The sequence below is a fragment of the Streptomyces sp. DSM 41931 genome, assembly GCF_050271085.1.
Lineage (GTDB): Bacteria > Actinomycetota > Actinomycetes > Streptomycetales > Streptomycetaceae > Streptomyces > Streptomyces albogriseolus.
This window is the reverse complement of record NZ_CP189902.1, coordinates 3,968,642-3,987,260: the sequence shown is the minus strand read 5'-3', so window position 1 is coordinate 3,987,260 and position 18,619 is coordinate 3,968,642. Positions and strand designations below refer to the sequence as shown.

At 71.0% G+C, this 18,619-nt stretch carries 18 protein-coding genes and 2 pseudogenes; 4 read left to right on the top strand and 16 right to left on the bottom strand.

All coding sequences use genetic code 11. From position 1 onward, the window contains the following. Positions 1-27 precede the first annotated feature (27 nt). Positions 28-486: an Lrp/AsnC family transcriptional regulator gene (locus tag ACP7TJ_RS18590; RefSeq protein ID WP_093765353.1), complete on the bottom strand. Its 459-nt coding sequence runs from the start codon at positions 484-486 to the stop codon at positions 28-30. A 100-nt stretch (positions 487-586) separates the two neighbouring features. Further along, the gene (locus ACP7TJ_RS18585) at positions 587-1,273 is read right to left on the bottom strand and encodes a UbiX family flavin prenyltransferase (protein WP_093765352.1); all 687 of its coding nucleotides are present in this window, start codon (positions 1,271-1,273) and stop codon (positions 587-589) included. 92 nt (positions 1,274-1,365) lie between these two features. Here ACP7TJ_RS18585 and ACP7TJ_RS18580 point away from each other — a divergent pair, with 92 nt between their 5' ends. Then, entirely contained in the window at positions 1,366-1,968 is a 603-nt protein-coding gene (locus ACP7TJ_RS18580; protein WP_189911803.1) for a rhomboid family intramembrane serine protease, read from the top strand. Positions 1,969-1,978: 10 nt separating this feature from the next. Here the strand turns inward: ACP7TJ_RS18580 and mqnP are convergent, their stop codons facing one another. Together mqnP and ACP7TJ_RS18570 are read right to left on the bottom strand one after the other, a co-directional pair. Next, positions 1,979-2,884 (bottom strand): menaquinone biosynthesis prenyltransferase MqnP, encoded by a 906-nt coding sequence (gene mqnP / locus ACP7TJ_RS18575; RefSeq protein ID WP_093765350.1) that lies wholly within the window; start codon positions 2,882-2,884, stop codon positions 1,979-1,981. Next, on the bottom strand, positions 2,881-4,338 hold the full coding sequence (locus ACP7TJ_RS18570; protein ID WP_193458736.1) for a menaquinone biosynthesis decarboxylase: 1,458 nt from the start codon (positions 4,336-4,338) through the stop codon (positions 2,881-2,883). The genes mqnP and ACP7TJ_RS18570 overlap by 4 nt, the downstream gene beginning before the upstream one ends. A 67-nt stretch (positions 4,339-4,405) precedes the next feature. Between ACP7TJ_RS18570 and ACP7TJ_RS18565 the strand changes: the two genes are divergently transcribed. Continuing rightward, positions 4,406-4,732, top strand: a complete 327-nt coding sequence (locus tag ACP7TJ_RS18565; protein ID WP_266399646.1) for a PLD nuclease N-terminal domain-containing protein — start codon at positions 4,406-4,408, stop codon at positions 4,730-4,732. A 31-nt stretch (positions 4,733-4,763) separates the two neighbouring features. On the opposite strand, the gene ACP7TJ_RS18560 is transcribed toward ACP7TJ_RS18565, so the two are convergent. Continuing rightward, on the bottom strand, positions 4,764-6,581 hold the full coding sequence (locus tag ACP7TJ_RS18560; protein WP_427763976.1) for a protein kinase domain-containing protein: 1,818 nt from the start codon (positions 6,579-6,581) through the stop codon (positions 4,764-4,766). A gap of 185 nt (positions 6,582-6,766) precedes the next feature. Here ACP7TJ_RS18560 and ACP7TJ_RS18555 point away from each other — a divergent pair, with 185 nt between their 5' ends. Further along, a complete protein-coding gene (locus ACP7TJ_RS18555; protein WP_228915603.1) occupies positions 6,767-7,216 on the top strand; it encodes a nucleoside deaminase in 450 nt (149 codons plus the stop codon). Between the two features lie 66 nt (positions 7,217-7,282). Here ACP7TJ_RS18555 and ccsB read toward each other — a convergent pair whose 3' ends face one another. From ccsB to hemL, 7 genes are all read right to left on the bottom strand, one after another. Further along, positions 7,283-8,395: a c-type cytochrome biogenesis protein CcsB gene (gene ccsB / locus ACP7TJ_RS18550; protein WP_266399640.1), complete on the bottom strand. Its 1,113-nt coding sequence runs from the start codon at positions 8,393-8,395 to the stop codon at positions 7,283-7,285. After that, positions 8,392-10,155 carry a cytochrome c biogenesis protein ResB gene (gene resB / locus ACP7TJ_RS18545; RefSeq protein WP_427763973.1) on the bottom strand — a complete coding sequence of 588 codons (1,764 nt, stop codon included), beginning with the start codon at positions 10,153-10,155 and terminating at the stop codon, positions 8,392-8,394. The genes ccsB and resB overlap by 4 nt, the downstream gene beginning before the upstream one ends. 4 nt (positions 10,156-10,159) lie before the next feature. Next, positions 10,160-10,933 (bottom strand): cytochrome c biogenesis CcdA family protein, encoded by a 774-nt coding sequence (locus ACP7TJ_RS18540; RefSeq protein ID WP_093765343.1) that lies wholly within the window; start codon positions 10,931-10,933, stop codon positions 10,160-10,162. A 1-nt stretch (position 10,934) separates the two neighbouring features. Continuing rightward, positions 10,935-11,594 (bottom strand): TlpA family protein disulfide reductase, encoded by a 660-nt coding sequence (locus tag ACP7TJ_RS18535; protein WP_193458739.1) that lies wholly within the window; start codon positions 11,592-11,594, stop codon positions 10,935-10,937. A gap of 77 nt (positions 11,595-11,671) precedes the next feature. Further along, positions 11,672-12,946, bottom strand: coding sequence for a hypothetical protein (locus ACP7TJ_RS18530; RefSeq protein WP_427767397.1), 1,275 nt, complete (start codon positions 12,944-12,946; stop codon positions 11,672-11,674). 155 nt (positions 12,947-13,101) lie between these two features. After that, positions 13,102-13,749 carry a histidine phosphatase family protein gene (locus tag ACP7TJ_RS18525; protein ID WP_208841192.1) on the bottom strand — a complete coding sequence of 216 codons (648 nt, stop codon included), beginning with the start codon at positions 13,747-13,749 and terminating at the stop codon, positions 13,102-13,104. Positions 13,750-13,796: 47 nt separating this feature from the next. Beyond that, the gene (gene hemL, locus ACP7TJ_RS18520; RefSeq protein WP_093765339.1) at positions 13,797-15,113 is read right to left on the bottom strand and encodes a glutamate-1-semialdehyde 2,1-aminomutase; all 1,317 of its coding nucleotides are present in this window, start codon (positions 15,111-15,113) and stop codon (positions 13,797-13,799) included. A 327-nt stretch (positions 15,114-15,440) separates the two neighbouring features. On the opposite strand from hemL, the gene ACP7TJ_RS18515 reads away from it, so the two are divergent. After that, complete coding sequence (locus ACP7TJ_RS18515) at positions 15,441-16,049, top strand: hypothetical protein (protein ID WP_176710703.1); 609 nt, start codon at positions 15,441-15,443, stop codon at positions 16,047-16,049. A gap of 120 nt (positions 16,050-16,169) precedes the next feature. Here the strand turns inward: ACP7TJ_RS18515 and ACP7TJ_RS18510 are convergent. The 4 genes and pseudogenes from ACP7TJ_RS18510 to ACP7TJ_RS18495 form a co-directional block, all read right to left on the bottom strand. Then, a pseudogene (locus ACP7TJ_RS18510) lies at positions 16,170-16,525 on the bottom strand (flavoprotein); the annotation flags it as partial. Beyond that, positions 16,523-16,765: pseudogene (locus ACP7TJ_RS18505) on the bottom strand (helix-turn-helix domain-containing protein); the annotation flags it as partial. The pseudogenes ACP7TJ_RS18510 and ACP7TJ_RS18505, both read right to left, overlap by 3 nt. 70 nt (positions 16,766-16,835) lie before the next feature. Continuing rightward, a complete protein-coding gene (locus ACP7TJ_RS18500) occupies positions 16,836-17,627 on the bottom strand; it encodes an ABC transporter permease (RefSeq protein WP_370164082.1) in 792 nt (263 codons plus the stop codon). Beyond that, positions 17,624-18,604, bottom strand: a complete 981-nt coding sequence (locus tag ACP7TJ_RS18495; RefSeq protein ID WP_427763966.1) for an ATP-binding cassette domain-containing protein — start codon at positions 18,602-18,604, stop codon at positions 17,624-17,626. The genes ACP7TJ_RS18500 and ACP7TJ_RS18495 overlap by 4 nt, the downstream gene beginning before the upstream one ends. Positions 18,605-18,619 lie beyond the last annotated feature (15 nt).

Below are 18,619 nucleotides of genomic sequence, written 5' to 3'. Positions count from 1 at the left end.
ACAGACCCGTCCCACCGTACGCCCCGGTCAGCCGACCTCTTCGGGCAGCTCACCGACGCGGTTCTCCCACTTGGTGGAGAGCACGATCGTGGTGCGGGTACGGGAGACGCCCTTGGTGCCGGACAGCCGGCGGATGATCCGCTCGAGGCCGTCCACGTCCGTGGCGCGCACCTTGAGCATGAACGAGTCGTCGCCGGCGATGAACCAGCAGTCCTCGATCTCCTGGAGGTCCTTCAGCCGCTGCGCCACGTCCTCGTGGTCGGCGGCGTCGGAGAGGGAGATGCCGATGAGGGCGATGACGCCGAGGCCGAGCGAGGCGGCGTCCACCGTGGCGCGGTAGCCGGTGATGACGCCGGCCGCCTCCAGCCGGTTGATGCGGTCGGTGACGCTGGGTCCCGACAGACCGACGAGGCGCCCCAGCTCCGCGTAGGAGGCGCGGCCGTTCTCCCGCAGGGCCTGGATGAGCTGCCTGTCCACCGCGTCCATCGAATCGATGCCTTCCACTGAAGAGGTACGAAGTTTCCGAGAGGTGGTGCCGTGAGGTGCGCCCCGGTCCGGCGGGGCGCCGGGCCGCGGGGCGGGTGGGTCAGTCGTCCGCGCGGGATCCTCCGCCGAGTTCGCCCTCCCAGCGGCGGTACAGGGTGTGGGGGACGCCCGCCGCGTCCAGTACGCGTCCCGCGACGAAGTCCACCAGGTCCTGGATGTGCGTCGCGCCCGCGTAGAAGGCCGGTGAGGCGGGCAGCACGGTGGCGCCCGCGTCGTCCAGGGCCACCAGGTGCCGCAGGGTCTGGCCGTTCAGCGGGGTCTCCCGCACGGCCACGACGAGCGGGCGGCGCTCCTTGAGGGTCACGCTCGCCGCCCGCTGCAGCAGGTCCTTGGACAGCCCGAGCGCCACTCCGGCGACGCTCGCCGTGGAGGCGGGCACGATCAGCATGCCCTTGCTCGGGTACGACCCCGAGGACGGTCCGGCCGCGAGGTCGCCGGCGGCCCAGTACCGTACCGCGCCGAGGTCGACGGAGAAGGTGTCCGGCTTGCCGTCCGCCCCCCGGGACAGCCATTCCCGCAGGTCGTCACGCCAGTGGGCGTCCCGGAAGGCGATCTTGGTCTCGTCCAGCAGGGTAAGCCGCGAGGCCCGGCTGACGACGAGGTCCACGCTCTCCCCCGCCGCGAGCAGCGCGCGCAGCACGGCCGCGGCGTAGGGGGTGCCGGAGGCGCCCGAGACCCCTACGATCCAAGGCGATCGCCGCGTCTCTCCTGGCTTGGCTGGGTTCACGGGACCGAGCCTATCCAAAGTCGCAGGACGGGAACCGGGCCAGGGTCTCCGGGCGTTCTACCGGACAACGGCTCGGCGGGCGGGGGTGGACGATGACGGACACGCGTCCGGCGTGGTCGCGCGGCGACCGGGTGCGGGCCGCCGCCGTGCTGATGGCCGGCTGGGTGGCGCTGCTGTGGGTGCTCGAGGTCGTCGACGTCGCGACCGGCCACGCGCTGGACGGCTACGGCATCGTGCCCCGCACGCCGTCCGAGCTGGTGGACGTGGTGCCGTCCGCCTTCGTGCACTTCGGCTTCTCCCATGTGGCGGCGAACAGCGTGCCGCTGCTGGTGCTGGGCTTCCTCGCGGCGCTCGGCGGGATACGCCGGTTCCTCGCCGTGTGCGCGCTGATCGTCGTCGCGGACGGTCTGGGCGTGTGGCTGATATCGCCGGCGGACAGCAACACCGCGGGCGCCTCCGGCCTGATCTTCGGCCTCTTCGGCTATCTGCTGGTCAGCGGCTTCGTGGAGCGCCGTCCGCTGGGCGTGCTGGCCGGCGTCCTGGTGGCCGCGGTCTGGGGCGGCTCGATCCTCGCGGGCCTCGCCCCCACCCAGTCCGGCGTCAGCTGGCAGGGCCATCTGATCGGCCTGGCCGCGGGCGTGGCGGCGGCCTTCCTCCTCCGCCGCCCGACGCGCTCCCGCGTGCCGGTCGGCTGACCCCGCCCGCTCACACGGTCAGACCGCGTACCAGCAGGTCCAGGAGGGCGCAGAGGAACAGCGCGATGCCGATGAAGCCGTTGACGCTGAAGAACGCGCGGTTGAGGCGGGTCAGGTCGTGCGGGCGGACGATGGTGTGCTCGTAGACGAACGCGGCGGCCACGATCAGCAGGCCCAGCCAGAAGAAGGCGCCGGCGTCGGTGAGCACCGCGTACCAGACGAACAGGGCCGTCGTCACGGTGTGGCAGGCGCGGGCGCCCCAGATCGCCGCGGGGATGCCGAAGCGGGCCGGGACGGACTTCACGCCGACCTCCCGGTCGGTCTCGACGTCCTGGCAGGCGTAGATCAGGTCGAAGCCGCCGATCCAGATGCCGACCGCGAGGCCGAGGACGACCGCGTCCCAGGACCACGACCCGGTGATCGCCAGCCAGCCGCCGACCGGGCCCATCGCCTGCGCCAGACCGAGGATGGCCTGCGGGAAGTTGGTGAACCGCTTGCCGTACGGATACACCACCATCGGGATCACGGCGACGGGCGCGAGCGCCAGGCACAGCGGGTTGAGCAGGGCCGCCGCGCCGAGGAACACGGCGAGCGCGATCAGCGCGCCGGTCCAGGCGTGCCTGACCGACATCGCGCCGGTGACCAGCTCGCGGTGCGCGGTGCGCGGGTTACGGGCGTCGATCTCGCGGTCGATGATGCGGTTGGCGGCCATCGCGAAGGTGCGCAGGCCGACCATGGCGAGGGTGACGAGGAACAGCCGCCCCCAGTGGATGTTCGCGTCCCACTCGTACATCGCCGTGAGCGCGGCGATGTAGGCGAAGGGCAGCGCGAACACCGAATGTTCGATCATCACCAGGCGCAGGAACGCTTTGGTACGTCCCGGCTGTTGCGGGAGGGCGGCGGAGGCCGAGGTCACAGTCCGTACTCCTTCCAGCGGCGGTCGACCTTCGCGGCGGTCTCCCGGTCGGACTCGACCATGTCGGGCCAGCCCCCGTCGCGCGTGTACCCCTCCTCCGGCCACTTCTTCGTCGCGTCGATGCCCGCCTTGCCGCCCCAGAACTGCTGGTACGACGCGTGGTCGAGATGGTCGACCGGGCCCTCGACGACGGTGAGGTCGCGGGAGTAGTCCGTGTTGCCGAGCGCCCGCCAGGCGACCTCGTGCAGGTCGTGCACGTCGCAGTCGGAGTCGACGACCACGATCAGCTTGGTCAGCGACATCATGTGCGCGCCCCAGATGGCGTGCATGACCTTCTGCGCGTGCTTCGGGTACTTCTTGTCGATCGAGACGATCGCGCAGTTGTGGAAGCCGCCGGCCTCGGGCAGGTGGTAGTCCACGATGTCCGGGACGATGATCTTCAGCAGGGGCAGGAAGAACCGCTCCGTGGCCCGGCCCAGCGGGCCGTCCTCCGTCGGCGGGCGGCCGACCACGATCGACTGGAGCAGCGGACGCTTCCGCATCGTCACACAGTCGATCGTCAGCGCGGGGAACGGTTCCTGCGGGGTGTAGAAGCCGGTGTGGTCGCCGAAGGGGCCCTCGGGCAGCATCTCGCCGGGCTCCAGCCAGCCCTCGATCACGACCTCCGCCTGCGCGGGCACCTGGAGCGGGACCGTCTTGCAGTCGACCATCTCGATCCGCTTGCCCTGGAGGAACCCGGCGAACAGGTACTCGTCGATGTCGCCGGGCAGCGGCGCGGTGGAGGCGTACGTCACGGCCGGCGGGCAGCCGAAGGCGATGGCGACCGGCAGCCGCTCCCCTCGGCGGGCCGCCACCTGGTAGTGGTTGCGGCTGTCCTTGTGGATCTGCCAGTGCATGCCGATGGTGCGCTTGTCGTGGCGCTGGAGGCGGTACAGACCCAGGTTGCGGACACCGCTCACGGGGTCCTTGGTGTGGGTGAGACCCAGGTTGAAGAAGGAGCCGCCGTCCTTGGGCCAGGTGAACAGCGCGGGCAGCCGCTCCAGGTCCACGTCGTCGCCGGTGAGGACGACCTCGTGCACGGGCGCGTCGGACGACTTCACCTTCTTCGGCGGCACGTGCGTCATCGCGCCGAGCTTCCCGAACGCCTCGCGCACCCCGACGAACCCGTGCGGCAGCTCGGGCTTGAGCAGCCCGGCGATCTTCTCCCCGATCTCCGCGTACGACGTCAGGCCGAGCGCCTTCAGCAGCCGGCGGTCGGTGCCGTAGACGTTCATGGCGAGGGGCATCGAGGAGCCGCGCACGTTCTCGAAGAGCAGGGCGGGACCGCCGGCCTTGTTCACCCGGTCGACGATCTCACCGACCTCCAGATGCGGGTCGACCTCGGCCTTGATGCGCTTGAGGTCGCCCTCGCGCTCCAGCGCCCTGAGCAGGGAGCGAAGATCGTCGTAAGCCATGGGGTCCAGTATCCCCGAGCGGCTACGCTGGACTGGTACCGCCCACCTCTTTCGCTGGAGAGGCCCCATGCTTCGGGTGCTCATGTTCCTCGTGCCACTGGCCCTGAGCGTCTACGCGTTCATCGACTGCATCAGCACGAAGGACGACGACATCCGGCACATGCCCAAGCCGCTGTGGGCGATCCTCGTCCTGCTCTTCCCGCTGGTCGGTTCGATCTCCTGGCTCATCGCCGGCAAGAAGCGGCAGCCCGCCGGCGCGGGCGGTTCCGCCTGGGGCGGCGGCCGCGGCCGGTGGGTCGCCCCAGACGACAACCCGGACTTCCTGAAGTCCCTCGACGAGGACAAGAAGCGCGAGAAGGACCGCGACCCGGACGAGGACCCCAGGACCGACTGACCCTGCCGGGCCGGCCGGCCCGCCGCCGGCGCTACGCCCGGGTCCAGCTCTGGGTCGCCGTGCCCTCGCAGGTCCGCACCATGATCAAGCCGCTCGGCCGGGAGTGCTCCAGGCACCTGCCGGTCTTCGCGAGGACCACGGTGCCGCCCGAACCGAGACGCCACGTCTGGGCGTCGTCCCCGCCGCACGTCCCCATGTGCATCGATCCGTAGGCGGACAGACAGTTGCCGGACGAGGTGTGGACGATCCGGTACGTGCCGCCCGAGGCGCCCTGAAGGCTCCACTGTGCCGCCGGGGAGGAGCAGTCGCCGACGGAGACGTTGCCGTAGCCGGCTCCCCCGGAACCGGTGAGGCACCGTCCGCTTGATCCGTTGCGCAGGGTCGCGCCGCCTCCCGGGGACCCGGCGCCGGAGTCCGGGTCCCCACCGCCGGAGCCGCCGGAACTGCCGTCGCCGCCGCCGTCGTCGCCGCCCGAGCCGGGCGGGGTGTCCGCCCCGCCGTCGCCCGCACCGACCCCGTCACCGGAGCCGGCGCCCGCGCCGGCGTCCCCGGATCCCTTGTCCTTCTCCCGCCCCTCCGCGTCGTCCTTCGGCTTCTTCGAGCCGGACGCGCTGCCGGACGGCGACGGCGTTCCCGGCCCCGCGGTCGCGGACGGCGTGACGTCGGCGGAGACGGTGACGGACGCGGAGGGTGCGGGACCGCCCGCGGCGTTCCCCGAGTCCGTGACGTAGGGCAGGAGCTGGAAGGCGAGGGTGCCTCCGGTCACGACGACCACGACCGGCACGACGACGGGCAGGACGCGCCGCCGGCGCTCCTTGCGCGGCGTCTCCGGCTCCGCCTTCTTCTCCTCCCGCTTCTCCGTCCTCGCGGGTTCCTCCGCCGGCTCGCTCTCCGGCCCGGTCGCCCCGACGGTCGCCGGAAGGTCCTGCGGGTCCGGGGTGCGGGCGGCGAAGGCGGCCCGCTCGGCCAGCCGTTCGCCGATGACGGCGGGCCACGGCGGAGCGGTGGACGCGCAGTGCCCGGAGGCGAGTCCGGCCAGTTCCGCGGCGGTGGGCCGGCCTTCGTGGTCCTTGTCCAGGCAGGACGCGACCACGTCGGCCAGCTCGGGGTCCCGTTCCCGCAGCGGCCCCAGATCGGGTTCCTCGTGCACGATGCGGTACAGCACGGCGTGCCCGGACTCGTCGCCGAAGGGCGGCCGGCCGGAGGCGGCGTACGCGATCACGGAGCCCAGCGCGAAGACGTCGACGACGCCGCTCGACGCCCGTTTGCCGGAGGCCTGTTCGGGCGACATGTAGGCGGGCGTGCCCACCACCATGCCGGTCCGGGTGAGCTGGCTCTGGTCGGCGGCGCGGGCCACGCCGAAGTCGATGAGGGTGAGGCCGTCCAGGGTCAGCATGACGTTGGACGGCTTGAGGTCGCGGTGCACCATGTCCAGCGCGTGCACCGCCGCCAGTCCCGCGGCGGCCTCCCGGAGCAGGAGCCACAGCGCCTCGCGGGGCAGGGGGCCGTGCAGGTCGACGGCCTCCCGCAGGGTGATGCCGGGCACGTAGGCGGTGGCGAACCAGGGCGGCCGGGCGTTCCGGTCGCCCGCGAGCAACGGGGCGGTGGCCTCGTCGGGGAGCCGCGCGAGGTTGTCCAGCTCGTGCCCGAAGCGGCGCAGGAAGTCCTTGTCCTCCCCGGCGATCGACGGCAGCACCTGCTTGACCGCCGCGTACCGGCCCTCGTGCACGCCGAGGTACACCCGGCCCATGCCGCCGGCCCCGAGCCGCCCCAGCAGCGGGATCGGCCCGATCCGGCGCGGGTCGTCGTCCTGCAACGGCTCGGCCCCACTGCCCGTGAGGCCGGTCACGTCTTCCCCGCTCACCTGTGTCCCCGTTCCCGCGTGTCACCGCGAGTCTCCATGGACCCGCCACGACCTATGGCGGGACGGTACATCTTCCGCCGCGACAGCCCCAAGTCGTGCTGCGAGTACGTAGGGTGACATACCGTCAGTTCGACTCGCACCCGTCTTCGCCGACGAAGGGCACCGACGCCATGGAGAGGCATCTCGACCGCATCTGGCTGGTCACGGCGCTCGACGAGGCGCGGGCCGGGCTGGCAGAAGGGGGTGTGCCGATCGGGGCCGCGTTGTACGGGGCGGACGGGACGCTGTGGGGGCGGGGGAGGAATCGGCGGGTGCAGGACGGGGATCCGTCGGCGCACGCGGAGACGGCGGCGTTCCGGGCGGCGGGACGGCAGCGGTCGTACCGGGGGACGACGATGGTGACCACGCTGTCGCCCTGCTGGTACTGCTCGGGGCTGGTGCGGCAGTTCGGGATCTCGCGGGTGGTGATCGGGGAGGCCGTCACCTTCCACGGCGGGCACGACTGGCTGGCGGAGCACGGTGTGGAGGTCGTGGTGCTCGACGACCCGGAGTGCGTCGCCCTGATGCGGGAGTTCACCGCCCGGAACCCGGAGCTGTGGAACGAGGACATCGGGGCATGAACGCGGCGAAGGCCGCCCCGGGACTGTCGTCCGGGGCGGCCTCCGTGCGGTGCCTGGCGGGGCGGGTCAGAAACCGGCCGCCTGGAGCACGCCGAGGCCGACGTCGGCGTAGGAGTGCTTGCCGTTGACGAAGATGTTGACGCCGTAGTAGTTGAACAGCCAGCAGGCGAAGGCGAGCAGGGCCAGGTAGGCGGCCTTGCGGCCCTTCCAGCCGGCGGTGGCGCGGGCGTGCAGGTAGCCGGCGTAGGCGACCCAGGTGATGAAGGACCAGGTCTCCTTGGGGTCCCAGCCCCAGTAGCGGCCCCACGCGTCGCCGGCCCAGATGGCGCCCGCGATGATCGTGAACGTCCACAGCGGGAACACGGCCGCGTTGACGCGGTAGGCGAACTTGTCCAGCGAGGCCGCCGCGGGCAGCCGCTCCAGGAAGGACGTGGCGAAGCCGCCCGGCTTGCCGCCGTTCGCCAGCTTGTTCTCGTACGAGTCCTTGAAGAGGTACATGACCGTCGTGAACGCGCCGACGTAGAACACCGCGCCGCACAGGATCGCCGTGGAGACGTGGATGTACAGCCAGTACGAGTGCAGGGCGGGAACCAGCTGGTCGCTGGCGGTGTACAGAACAGTGACGGCGAGACCGAGGTCGAGGAGGACCGACGTGGTGAGGAACAGGCCGAGCCAGCGCACGTTCTTCTTCAGCGCCAGCAGCAGGAGGTACACGCCCACCGCGGTCGTGGAGAAGGTGATGTTGAACTCGTACATGTTGCCCCACGGCGCCCGCTCCACGGACAGCGCGCGGGTGAGCACCCCGCCGAAGGCGAGCGCGAACGCGAGCACGGTGAGGGAGATGGCGATACGCCCGTAGAGGTCGCCCTGCTCGTCGCCGCCGTGGGCCCCGGGCCCGTCGGGCACGTCACGCGAGCCGGACGCGGCGCGGACCGTGACCTTGGGCCGCTCCAGGACGGCGGTGCCGCCGCCCTGCCGCACGGTCACGGCCGGCGCCGTCCCCGCGGCGGCCGCCTTCGGGGTGAGCGCGGCCGCCGTGCGGGCGACCTTGCTGCGGCTGCCGAAGAGCCACTCGGCGATGTACGCGAAGAAAGCGAGGGTGTAGACCGCCATCGCGGAGTAGATCAGCACATTGCTGATCTCCGCGAGGTTCTCGTTGGTCGCGGCGGCGAGAGTCACTGCTGCTCAGCCCCTTCGGCAGGCACGGCTTGAGAGTCGGTGTCGGTGGACGTGGTGATTCCGGACGCCTCGGGCGTACCGGGGTCTTCGGGGGTGCCGTCCGGCACGCCGGGCGCCCGCTCGTAGAGGATCCCGGCGAGGTCGCCGAGCTCCTCGGGCACCTTCGCGGACTCGCTGCGGCCGAGGCCCGCCATCTCGACGACGGTCACACCGTCGTCGCCGCGCACCGCGCGCACCCACACGCGGCGCCGCTGGACGAACAGGGAAGCGGCCAGGCCGCCGATCGCGGCGAGGGCGCCGCCGAGCGCCCAGCCGCCGCCCGGCTCCTGGACGACCTGGAAGCCGGCCCACTCCTTGATGTCCTTCTCGAAGGTGATCGAGCCGGCGCCGTTGGGGAGCGTCATGGTCTCGCCGGGCGTGAGCAGCTTCTTCAGCAGCTCCCCGTCGGCGTCCTTGAACTCCTTCATCTTCGTCTTGTCCATCTGGTACACGCTCTGCGGAATGCCGGAGTCGGCCTTCAGGTCGCCGTGGTAGGCGTTGAGCGCGAGCACCGGGTAGTCCAGCGCCGGGAACTGGGAGAGCATCGTGCCGCTCGCGGACCCGCCGAAGGTCGGCACGAAGAAGGCCTGGAAGCCGAGCTGCTCCTTCTTGCCCTGCGGGTTGCGGTAGCCGTCGAGGACCTTGACGACGCCGTTGGAGGTGACGTTGTTGTCGAGCGGCAGCAGCGGCACGGCGTCCTGGTAGACGATCTCGCCCTTGCCGTCGCGGACGGTCACCACGGGCGCGTAGCCGTGGCTGACGAGGTAGACCTTGGCGTCGCCGATCTCCAGCGGCTTGTTCACCTTGATGAGGGCGTTCTTCTCCTCGCCGTCCGCGCCCTCGGTGTACGTCACCTCGGTCTCGTACGTGCGCGGGGTGCCCCGGTTGGGGCCGGTGCGCTCGTAGGTGCCGGTGAACTCCTTGACGTCGAAGCTGAACGGCTCCAGGTCGTCGTTGGTGAAGAGGTTGCCGGACTTGAAGTCGTCGTACTGGGTGAGTGTGTTGGAGAAGCCGTCGCCCTCGACGACGATCTTGTTGCCCTCGGACTTGAACAGCTGGCCCCAGGCGAACGCGATCAGCATGACGATGAGGGCGAGGTGGAACGCCAGGTTGCCGAGCTCGCGCAGATAGCCCTTCTCCGCGGCGACGGCGTCGCCGACGGCGTGGGCGCGGAAGCGGCGCTTCCTCAGCAGCGCCAGGGCGGCCTCGCGGACCTCCTCGGGGTCGGCCGAGGTGCGCCAGGTGGTGTGCGCGGGCAGCCGGGTCAGCCGGCGGGGCGCGCCCGGCGGACGGCCGCGCAGCTGGCCGACGAACTGCCAGGTGCGGGGCACGATGCAGCCGATGAGGGAGACGAACAGCAGGATGTAGATCGCGGAGAACCACACCGAGCTGTAGACGTGGAACAGGCCGAGTTTGTCGTAGACGGGCGCGAGGACGTCGTGCCGTTCGCGGAAGTCGGCGACCTGCGCCTCGTTGATGCCGGTCTGCGGGATGAGCGAGCCGGGGATCGCGGCGAGCGACAGCAGCAGCAGGAGCAGCAGCGCCACCCGCATGGAGGTGAGCTGCCGCCAGAACCAGCGGGCCCAGCCGATCACGCCGAGGGCGGGCAGATGGGGCGAGGGAGCGTCCTCCACGGGCGCGGTGGACAGCTGGGAGCCGGCGGCGCCGAGGTCCTGGTCGTCGCCGGTCGTGGTGGTCTTGTCCGTCGTGGTGTCGCTCATCGGGTCAGATCCCCACCGTGAAGCCGTTGGACCAGGTCTGCATCTCCGCCACGAGGGTGTCCCACGCGCCGGTCAGCAGCAGCACGCCGGTCGCGATCATCATCGTGCCGCCGATGCGCAGCACCCAGACGTAGTGCCGCTTCACCCAGCCGAAGGCGCCGAGCGCCTTGCGGAAGGCCACGGCGGCGAGCACGAAGGGGACGCCCAGCCCCAGACAGTACGCGACGGTCAGCACCGCGCCCCGTCCGGCGCTCTCCTGCTGCGCGGACAGGGTGAGGACGGAGGCGAGGGTGGGCCCGATGCAGGGGGTCCAGCCGATGCCGAAGAGGGCGCCGAGCACGGGCGCGCCGACCAGACCGGTCGCCGGGCGCTTGTGGAAGCGGAACTCCCGCTGGGTGAGCCAGGGCATCAGGCCCATGAAGAAGACGCCCATGAGGATCATGAAGACGCCGAGCACCTTGGTCAGTACGCCCGACTGTTCCTGGAGCGTCTGCCCGAAGTAGCCGAAGAAGGCCCCGCCCGAGACGAACACGACGGTGAAGCCGAGCACGAACAGGGAGGCGCCGGCGACCATGCGGCCGCGCCGGGCCTCGGCGAGGTCGGTGCCGGAGACGCCGGTGACGTAGGAGAGGTAGCCGGGGACGAGCGGCAGGACGCAGGGCGAGAAGAAGGAGACCAGCCCGCCGAGCACGGCGATGGGCAGGGCCGCCAGCAGGGCGCCGTTGAGCACCGTGCCGTTGTAGCCCGTCTCCGCGGCGAGCGTGTGCAGGGCCGTCACGTCACTTCTCCGCGACGACCGGTTCGAGCATCTTCCGCAGCCGTTCCTCGTCGAGGGCGGTCAGCGAGCGGGCGGCGACCCGGCCCTCCCGGTCCAGGACCAGGGTGGAGGGGATGGCCTGCGGGTTGAGCGTGCCCTTCTCGAAGCGGAGCATCAGCTTGCCCGTGGGGTCGTACAGGCTCGGGTAGGTGATGCCGAAGTCCTTCTCGAAGGCGAGCGCGGCGGTGGTGCTGCCGTCGCGGGTGTTGATGCCGACGAACTGGACGTCCTGGTCCGCGTACTCCTTGGACACCTTGGCGAAGTACTTGGCCTCAGCACGGCACGGGTTGCACCAGGAGCCCCAGACGTTGAGGACGACGACCTTGCCCTTGTAGTCGCCCACGTCGAGCTGCTCGCCCTCGAGGGTCTTCCCGGACAGGTCGGGCGCGGCGACGCGCTCGCCCGCGGGGACGGTGGAGATGCCGTCGGTGCCGGTGACGAAGCCGGTGTCGCCGCCACCGCCGGAGGTGCCTCCGGAGCCGCAGGCGGTCAGGAGCAGTGCGGCCGCGGCGGCGCCGGCGGCCAGGGCGGCACGACGGCGGGCGCGCACGGCACGGGCGGCGCGGTACGAGCTCTGCGCGGCTCGGTTCGAGCGCTGGGGGGCGCGGCTGTCGGCACTCATGTGAAAAGTTTCGCATGTCCGTTCCGGGGATCTTGCGCACCCCCCTGCGCACCCAGGTCCGGGCGGAAAACCGCATCTCAGGCGGGGTCGGCGGCCCTCGTGGACGGGCTGCCCGCGAGGTCACGCGTGAACGCCTGCCAGCCTCCGGAGGGTTGCCGGCCGACGTCCAGGGTGCGCAGCCGGTCGAGCATCTCGGGCTTCTGCACGTCGAGCCAGTCGCAGAACTGCCGGAAGGAGACGATCCTCACGTCGCCGCCCTTCTCCTTCTCCCGCGCGATGTGCGTCAGGGCCTCCTCGACGGCGTCCATGTAGATGCCGCCGTTCCACTGCTCGAAGTGGTTGCCGACGAAGAAGGGAGCCCGATTGGTCTCATATGCCCGCTTGAAGCCAGATATGTACGCCTGCGCCGACTGCTGTCGCCAGCCCGGGTAGTTGTGGGCCGGGGCGTTGGTGGAGTTGACCGACTGGTTGGCGAGCATGTTGTAGTCCATCGAGAGGACCTCGAAAGAGCGTCCGGGGAAAGGTATCTGCTGGAGCGGAAGGTCCCATATGCCCTGCTTCTTGGACGGCCAGACCTGACGTCCGCCGGGCGAGGAGGCGTCGTAGCGCCAGCCCAGCTCACGGGCGGTGGGCAGCAGCCGGTCCTGCCCCAGCAGACAGGGCGTACGGCCGCCGACGAGCTCCTTGTCGTAGTCGAACGGCAGGGACTCGACGTCGGTCCACCTGGAGTGGGTGCGCCACTCCTTCACGAACGACGTCGCCTGCTCGATCTCGCTGCGCCACTGCTTCGGGGTCCAGTTGCCGACGCTGCCCGAGCCGGCGCAGAAGTGCCCGTTGAAGTGGGTGCCGATCTCATGGCCCTCGAGCCAGGCGCGGCGCAGGTTCCTCAGCGTGTCCTTGATGTGGTCGTCGGTGAGGTAGCCGATGTCGGAGGCGCCGCGCGGGTTGTTCGGCGGGTCGTAGAGCCGCTTCTTCGACTCCGGGAGCAGATAGATCCCCGAGAGGAAGAACGTCATGGACGCCCCGTGCTCCTTGGCGAGGTCGAGGAAGCGCGGGAACAGCCCGTTGCCGACCTCGCCGGCGCCGTCCCAGGAGAACACCACGAACTGCGGGGGCGTCTGACCCGGCTCCAGCGGCACGGGCCGCTCGGGCTGGTGGGGCTGCCTTCCGGTGAAGGAGGTGGAGCCGTCGCCGATCGGCCGGACCGTCGCGGTCGGCTTCGGCTTCGGCGACGCGGGACGGTCCCCGGCCCCCGGGCGGGAACCGCCGGCGGGGGTCGGTCCGTCGGAGCCGGGGCCGCCGCAGCCGGCCAAGGAGACGGCGGCGGCGGCCCCCGCGCCGAGCCCGAGCATTCCCCTGCGGGAGAGAGCGCGCATGGCGTCCCCCTTCGTCATGTCCCTGAGTGGTCACCCATTCAGAGGAGTTGACGCAGAGGGAGGTTCCCGCCGGACGCGGAGGTTCCGCAAGGAAGCCGCCGTGAGGGCGGCGCACCGCCCTCACACGGGCGTCACGCGCCGTAGGCCTTGCCGGCGCCCTTCGCCGGCTTGGCGCCCGCCCGCAGATGCGCGGGCACCAGGTCGAGCGCGGGCTCGCTGTATCCCACGGAGACGATTCTGTCGCCACGGTAGGTGAACGTGGTCAGCGAGGCCAGGGTGCACTGGCGGCGCCGCGGGTCGTGCCACAGCCGGCGCTTCTCCACGTAGGACCGCACGATCCAGATCGGCAGCTGGTGGCTGACCAGCACCGCCTCGTGGCCGCGGGCCGCGTCCTTCGCCGCCTCCAGCGCGCCCATCATGCGCACCACCTGGTCGACGTACGACTCGCCCCAGGACGGCCTGAACGGGTTGACGACGTGCTTCCAGTTGGCCGGGCGGCGCAGCGCGCCGTCGCCGATGCCGAAGGTCTTGCCCTGGAAGACGTTCTCCGCCTCGATCAGCCGCCGGTCGGTGGCGATGTCCAGGCCGTGCGCCTTGGCGATGGGCTCGGCCGTCTCCTGCGCCCGCTCCAGCGGGGAGGCGCACACATGGACGATGTCCCGGGGGGCCAGGTGCTCGGCCACCCGGTCGGCCATACGCCGGCCCAGCTCGGAGAGGTGGTAGCCGGGAAGGCGGCCGTAGAGCACGCCGTCCGGGTTCTCGACCTCGCCGTGCCGCATCACGTGGACGACGGTGACGTCCTCGGCCTCGGGCTTCTTCTCGGAGCTCACGCGGTGGCCTCCGCCGCTGCTCGGGCCGCCGCCGGGAGGGCGTCGGCGATGCGCTGGACGGCCCGCTCGTCGTGGGCCGTGGACACGAACCAGGACTCGAAGGACGACGGCGGCAGATAGACGCCGTTCGCCAGCAGCGAGTGGAAGAACGCGGTGAAGCGGAACGACTCCTGCTTCTTGGCGTCCTCGTAGTCGCGGACCGGGTTCTCCGTGAAGAACACGGAGAACATGTTGGAGGCGTTCTGCAGCGTGTGCGCGACGCCCTCCTTGGTCAGCGCCTCGGTGACGAGGGACCGGATCTGCGCGGAGACCGCGTTCACCTTCTCGTACGCGGCGTCGTCGAGCAGCCTCAGCTGGGCGAGACCGGCGGCCGTGGCGACCGGGTTCCCGGAGAGGGTGCCCGCCTGGTAGACGGGGCCGGCCGGGGCGAGGTGCCCCATGACGTCGGCGCGCCCGCCGAACGCCGCGGCCGGGAAGCCGCCGCCCATCACCTTGCCGAAGGTCATCAGGTCGGGACGCACACCGTCGACGCCGTACCAGCCGGCGCGGCTCGTGCGGAAGCCGGTCATCACCTCGTCGGAGATGTACAGCGCGCCGTTCGCGGCGCACGCGTCCTTCAGGCCCTGGTTGAAGCCGGGCAGCGGCGGGACGACGCCCATGTTGCCCGGCGACGCCTCGGTGATCACGCAGGCGATCTCGCCCGGGTGCGCGGCGAACGCGGCGTGCACGGCGTCCAGGTCGTTGTACGGCAGCACGATGGTGTCGCCGGCCTGCGCGCCGGTCACACCGGGGGTGTCCGGCAGCGCGAAGGTCGCCACGCCGGAGCCCGCGGAGGCGAGCAGCGCGTCCACGTGGCCGTGGTAGCAGCCGGCGAACTTGATCACCTTGCTGCGCCGCGTGAAGCCGCGGGCGAGACGGATCGCCGACATGGTGGCCTCGGTGCCGCTGGACACCAGCCGCACCTGCTCCAGCGGCTCGATCCGCGCGACCATCTCCTCGGCGAGCGCGACCTCGCCCTCACCGGGCGTGCCGAAGGAGGTGCCGCGCGCGACGGCCTCCTGCACGGCGGCGATCACCTCGGGGTGCGCGTGCCCGAGGATCATCGGCCCCCAGGAGCACACCAGGTCGACGTACTCGCGCCCGTCGGAGTCGGTCAGGTAGGGCCCGCTGCCGGAGACCATGAACCGGGGCGTGCCGCCGACGGCGCGGAAGGCACGCACCGGTGAGTTCACACCACCGGGAGTGACGGCCGCGGCACGATCGAACAGCGCCTGCGAGGCTGGGGCTTCGTACGAATATGGCAGTTCGCTCATGACCTGCGACTTCTCCGACCTTTTCCGACGTCCCGGGTGTCTCGCCGGGCTGCGGCTGCTGTGACTCGTTTCAGGGTAGGCCAGGGGCCCGGCGCGGCGTCCGTGGCCCGACGACCTCCCGATCGGGGCCCGGTACCGGCCGTGATCTGCGAAACTGACCCCTGGTGCACACAGCTCGCACGGCCGGGGCGGCCGGGGCCCGCGAAGATCTCGCGGACGGATGTTTCACCGCACGTTTCGGCGGGCGGCCGTGGGGGAGGTCACTGTCACGATGATCGGGTTGCGCGGCGGGGGCCACGCGTCCTAGAAAAGCAGTCGGGTGGAGATATGCATCGCGGTGGCGGACTGGGCGAGGGGACCGACGACCTGGGTCCTCGACGTGCCCGGCGGGGAAGGCACCGACGCGAAGCGGAGGAATCGGATCAGACACGTCGTACACACGGCGAACCGGAGCGGATCGGCCCTCTGAACGGGGCGGGGAGCAGGAATGGTGGTCGGGTGGGGGTGACGTACAAGTACTTCGGTGCGCCGGACGGCGCCACCGCGGCCCGCGTCCCGATCTCCATGCGCCCCGAGGAGCTCGGCGGGGACGAGCTGGGCATGGGCGGCATGTTCACCAAGATCAAGCCGGAGACCATGGCCGCGATGGTGCTCACGGGCATCGAGGGCGTCCCCCTGCACAAGGTGCCGCCGCTCGAACTGGTCGTCCTGCACCCGGACTACGCGGTCGTGAAGCTCCCCATGACGGTGGTGGACCCCCTGCGGGACATAGGCGAGGAGGCGGTCGGCGCGGCCGCCTTCATCTGGTCGACGGTCCCGGACCGCGGCGGTCCGCGCGACGCGTTCAACGTTTACCAGCTGCTCCACGAGTGGCAGGACTTCTCGCACCGGCTGCACGACGCGGGGCATCAGGCGTACTGCCTGGTGTGGCCGTGAGCCGAGGTTTCTTAAGGGTCGGGCGGGGTCTTCGGGCCTCGACCCGACGGGACACCCAGCACTCCGGCCCACGAGGCAATCACCGTCTCGCTTCGCCAGCCGCGAGCACATAGGCGCTGATCACGACCGCGCGGACAGCCTCGGGTCAAGCAGCTCCAGCACTTCCTCCCAGCGGTAGCGGTCGGCCCCGCCGCCCGCCTTCGGCCGGTGAGGCTCGTAGGAGCCGATCAGGACACCCATCTCGCGCAGCAGGTCCAGACTCCGTCGGTATGCAGGGTGGGCGGCCTGGGCGGAGTTCAGGTACGGCAGCACGGCGACCGGTACACCCATGGCGGGCGCCTCGCACAGGATGCCCAGCGCGAGATTGTCCGAGATCCCGGCGGCCCACTTGTTGACCGTGTTGAAGGTGGCCGGGGCGACCGCGATCGCATCCGCAGGCCGGCTCGGGCGTGGCTCCCCGGTGACCGCCAGGCGGTTTCGCGGTCGCCGTTTCTGCTGGCGGCGGTTGCTCCCCGGAGCAGCAGCAGGCCGACCGCTGCCAGGTATCGGGGCGAGCGTTGGTCGTAGGAGCCGCTGAGTTGGTCGACGGTATTGCGCACCAGGTGCACGGCTTGGGCTGTGTGCTTCTCCCGTACGAGCACGTGAGCGTGAACACGGACGCCGGCGGCGAGGACGACAGGGTCCCCGGACCTTTCCGCCTCGGCCATGGCCCGGCCTGGGCGGCGTCGCCGCCAGGCTCACTCTCGTCAGCCTGAGAAACGGCGTTGACCGGGCGGGGCTGGTTGGTCACTTCGGGTCGCGGTTGAACAGTGCCCTGGACCAGAGGTAGCCGAGGACGGTGAGGCCCACGCACCAGGCGACGGCCAGCCAGCCGTTGTGGCCGATCTTGCTGCCGAGCAGCAGGCCGCGCAGGGTCTCGATGGCCGGGGTGAAGGGCTGGTACTCGGCGATCGGCTGGATCCAGTCCGGCATCGTCCCGGCGGGGATGAACGCGCTGGAGATCAGCGGCAGGAGGATCAGCGGCATGGCGCTGTTGCTGGCCGCCTCGGCGTTCGGGCTGGACAGGCCCATACCGACCGCGATCCAGGTCAGCGCCAGGGAGAACAGCGTGACCAGCCCGAACGCCGCCAGCCACTCCAGGGCGCCTGCGTCGGTGGAGCGGAAGCCGACGGCCACGCCGACGGCCCCGACGAGCACCACGCTCATGACGGACTGCAGCACGCTGCCGACGACGTGCCCGACGAGCACCGAGCTGCGGTGGATCGACATCGTACGGAAGCGGGCGATGATGCCCTCGGTCATATCCATGGCCATGTGCACCGCGGCGCCGATCGTGGTGCTCCCGACTGTCATCAGCAGGATGCCCGGGACGATGTAGGCGACGTAGTCGGAGCGGTCCGCGCCGCTGCCGCCGATGCCGACGCTCATCGCGTCGCCGAAGATGTAGACGAAGAGCATCAGCATCATGACGGGCGTCAGCAGCAGGTTCAGCGTCGCGGACGGGTAGCGCCGGGCGTGCAGCAGATTGCGCCGCAGCATCGTGGACGAGTCGCGCACGGCCAGGGTCAGGGTGCTCATCGGACGGCCTCCTTGGCCGGGTCGGCGACGTGGCTGCCGGTGAGGGCGAAGAAGACGTCGTCGAGGTCGGGGGTGTGCACGGTCAGCTCGTCCGCCTCGATGCCGGCGGCGTCCAGCCGGTCGAGGACGGAGCGCAGTTCTCGCTGGCTGCCGCCACTGGGTATCTGCAATGCCAGCGCCTCGTCGTCCCGCTGCACCTCGCGCAGCGCGGTGGCGGCGCTGCGGTAGGCGGACGGGTCGGTGAAACGCAAGCGGATGTGCCCGCCGGGGACCATCCGCTTGAGATCCTCGGCGGTGCCCTCGGCGACGATCCGGCCGTCGTTGAGCACGGCGATTCGATCGGCGAGTTCGTCGGCCTCCTCCAGGTACTGCGTGGTGAGGAAGACGGTCACGCCGTCGGAGACCAGTTCGCGGATGATCTGCCACATGTTGTGGCGGGAGCGCGGGTCGAGGCCGGTGGTGGGCTCGTCGAGGAAGATGATCCGCGGGCCGCCGATCAGGGTCATGGCGATGTCCAGGCGCCGCTTCATGCCGCCGGAGTAACTCTGCACCGGCTTGCCGGCGGCGTCGACGAGGTCGAAGCGCTTGAGCAGTTCGGCGGCGACCTGCTTGCCCCTGCTTCTGGAGAGGTGGTTCAGGTCGGCCATGAGGCGCATGTTCTCCTCACCGGTGATCAACCCGTCCACGGCGGAGAACTGCCCGGTGACGCCGATCGCGGCCCGCACCCCGTCCGGGGCTGTGGCGACGTCGTGGCCCGCGACCTGGGCCTGCCCGTCGTCGGCACCGATGAGTGTGGAGAGGATCTTGACGGCGGTGGTCTTGCCGGCTCCGTTCGGACCGAGCAGCGCGAACACGGACCCTTCCGGGATGTGCAGGTCGATGCCATCGAGGACGGTCTTGTCGCCGTACGCCTTGCGCAGGCCGACGGCGGAGATGGCGGGCGGCGACGAGCGACCGCCGCCACTGGATGTGGACATGACAGATACAGGCAT

Bases quoted from the DNA above. Each gene is read 5' to 3' on its own strand.
- ACP7TJ_RS18500 (WP_370164082.1), bottom strand. From the start codon at position 17,627: ATGAGCACCCTGACCCTGGCCGTGCGCGACTCGTCCACGATGCTGCGG.
- hemL (WP_093765339.1), bottom strand. From the start codon at position 15,113: ATGAGCGAACTGCCATATTCGTACGAAGCCCCAGCCTCGCAGGCGCTG.
- ACP7TJ_RS18515 (WP_176710703.1), top strand. From the start codon at position 15,441: ATGCATCGCGGTGGCGGACTGGGCGAGGGGACCGACGACCTGGGTCCT.
- ACP7TJ_RS18555 (WP_228915603.1), top strand. From the start codon at position 6,767: ATGGAGAGGCATCTCGACCGCATCTGGCTGGTCACGGCGCTCGACGAG.
- ACP7TJ_RS18565 (WP_266399646.1), top strand. From the start codon at position 4,406: ATGCTTCGGGTGCTCATGTTCCTCGTGCCACTGGCCCTGAGCGTCTAC.
- ACP7TJ_RS18530 (WP_427767397.1), bottom strand. From the start codon at position 12,946: ATGCTCGGGCTCGGCGCGGGGGCCGCCGCCGCCGTCTCCTTGGCCGGC.
- ACP7TJ_RS18570 (WP_193458736.1), bottom strand. From the start codon at position 4,338: ATGGCTTACGACGATCTTCGCTCCCTGCTCAGGGCGCTGGAGCGCGAG.
- ACP7TJ_RS18580 (WP_189911803.1), top strand. From the start codon at position 1,366: ATGACGGACACGCGTCCGGCGTGGTCGCGCGGCGACCGGGTGCGGGCC.
- ACP7TJ_RS18535 (WP_193458739.1), bottom strand. From the start codon at position 11,594: ATGAGTGCCGACAGCCGCGCCCCCCAGCGCTCGAACCGAGCCGCGCAG.
- ACP7TJ_RS18525 (WP_208841192.1), bottom strand. From the start codon at position 13,749: ATGCGGCACGGCGAGGTCGAGAACCCGGACGGCGTGCTCTACGGCCGC.
- ACP7TJ_RS18495 (WP_427763966.1), bottom strand. From the start codon at position 18,604: ATGTCCACATCCAGTGGCGGCGGTCGCTCGTCGCCGCCCGCCATCTCC.
- ACP7TJ_RS18590 (WP_093765353.1), bottom strand. From the start codon at position 486: ATGGACGCGGTGGACAGGCAGCTCATCCAGGCCCTGCGGGAGAACGGC.
- resB (WP_427763973.1), bottom strand. From the start codon at position 10,155: ATGAGCGACACCACGACGGACAAGACCACCACGACCGGCGACGACCAG.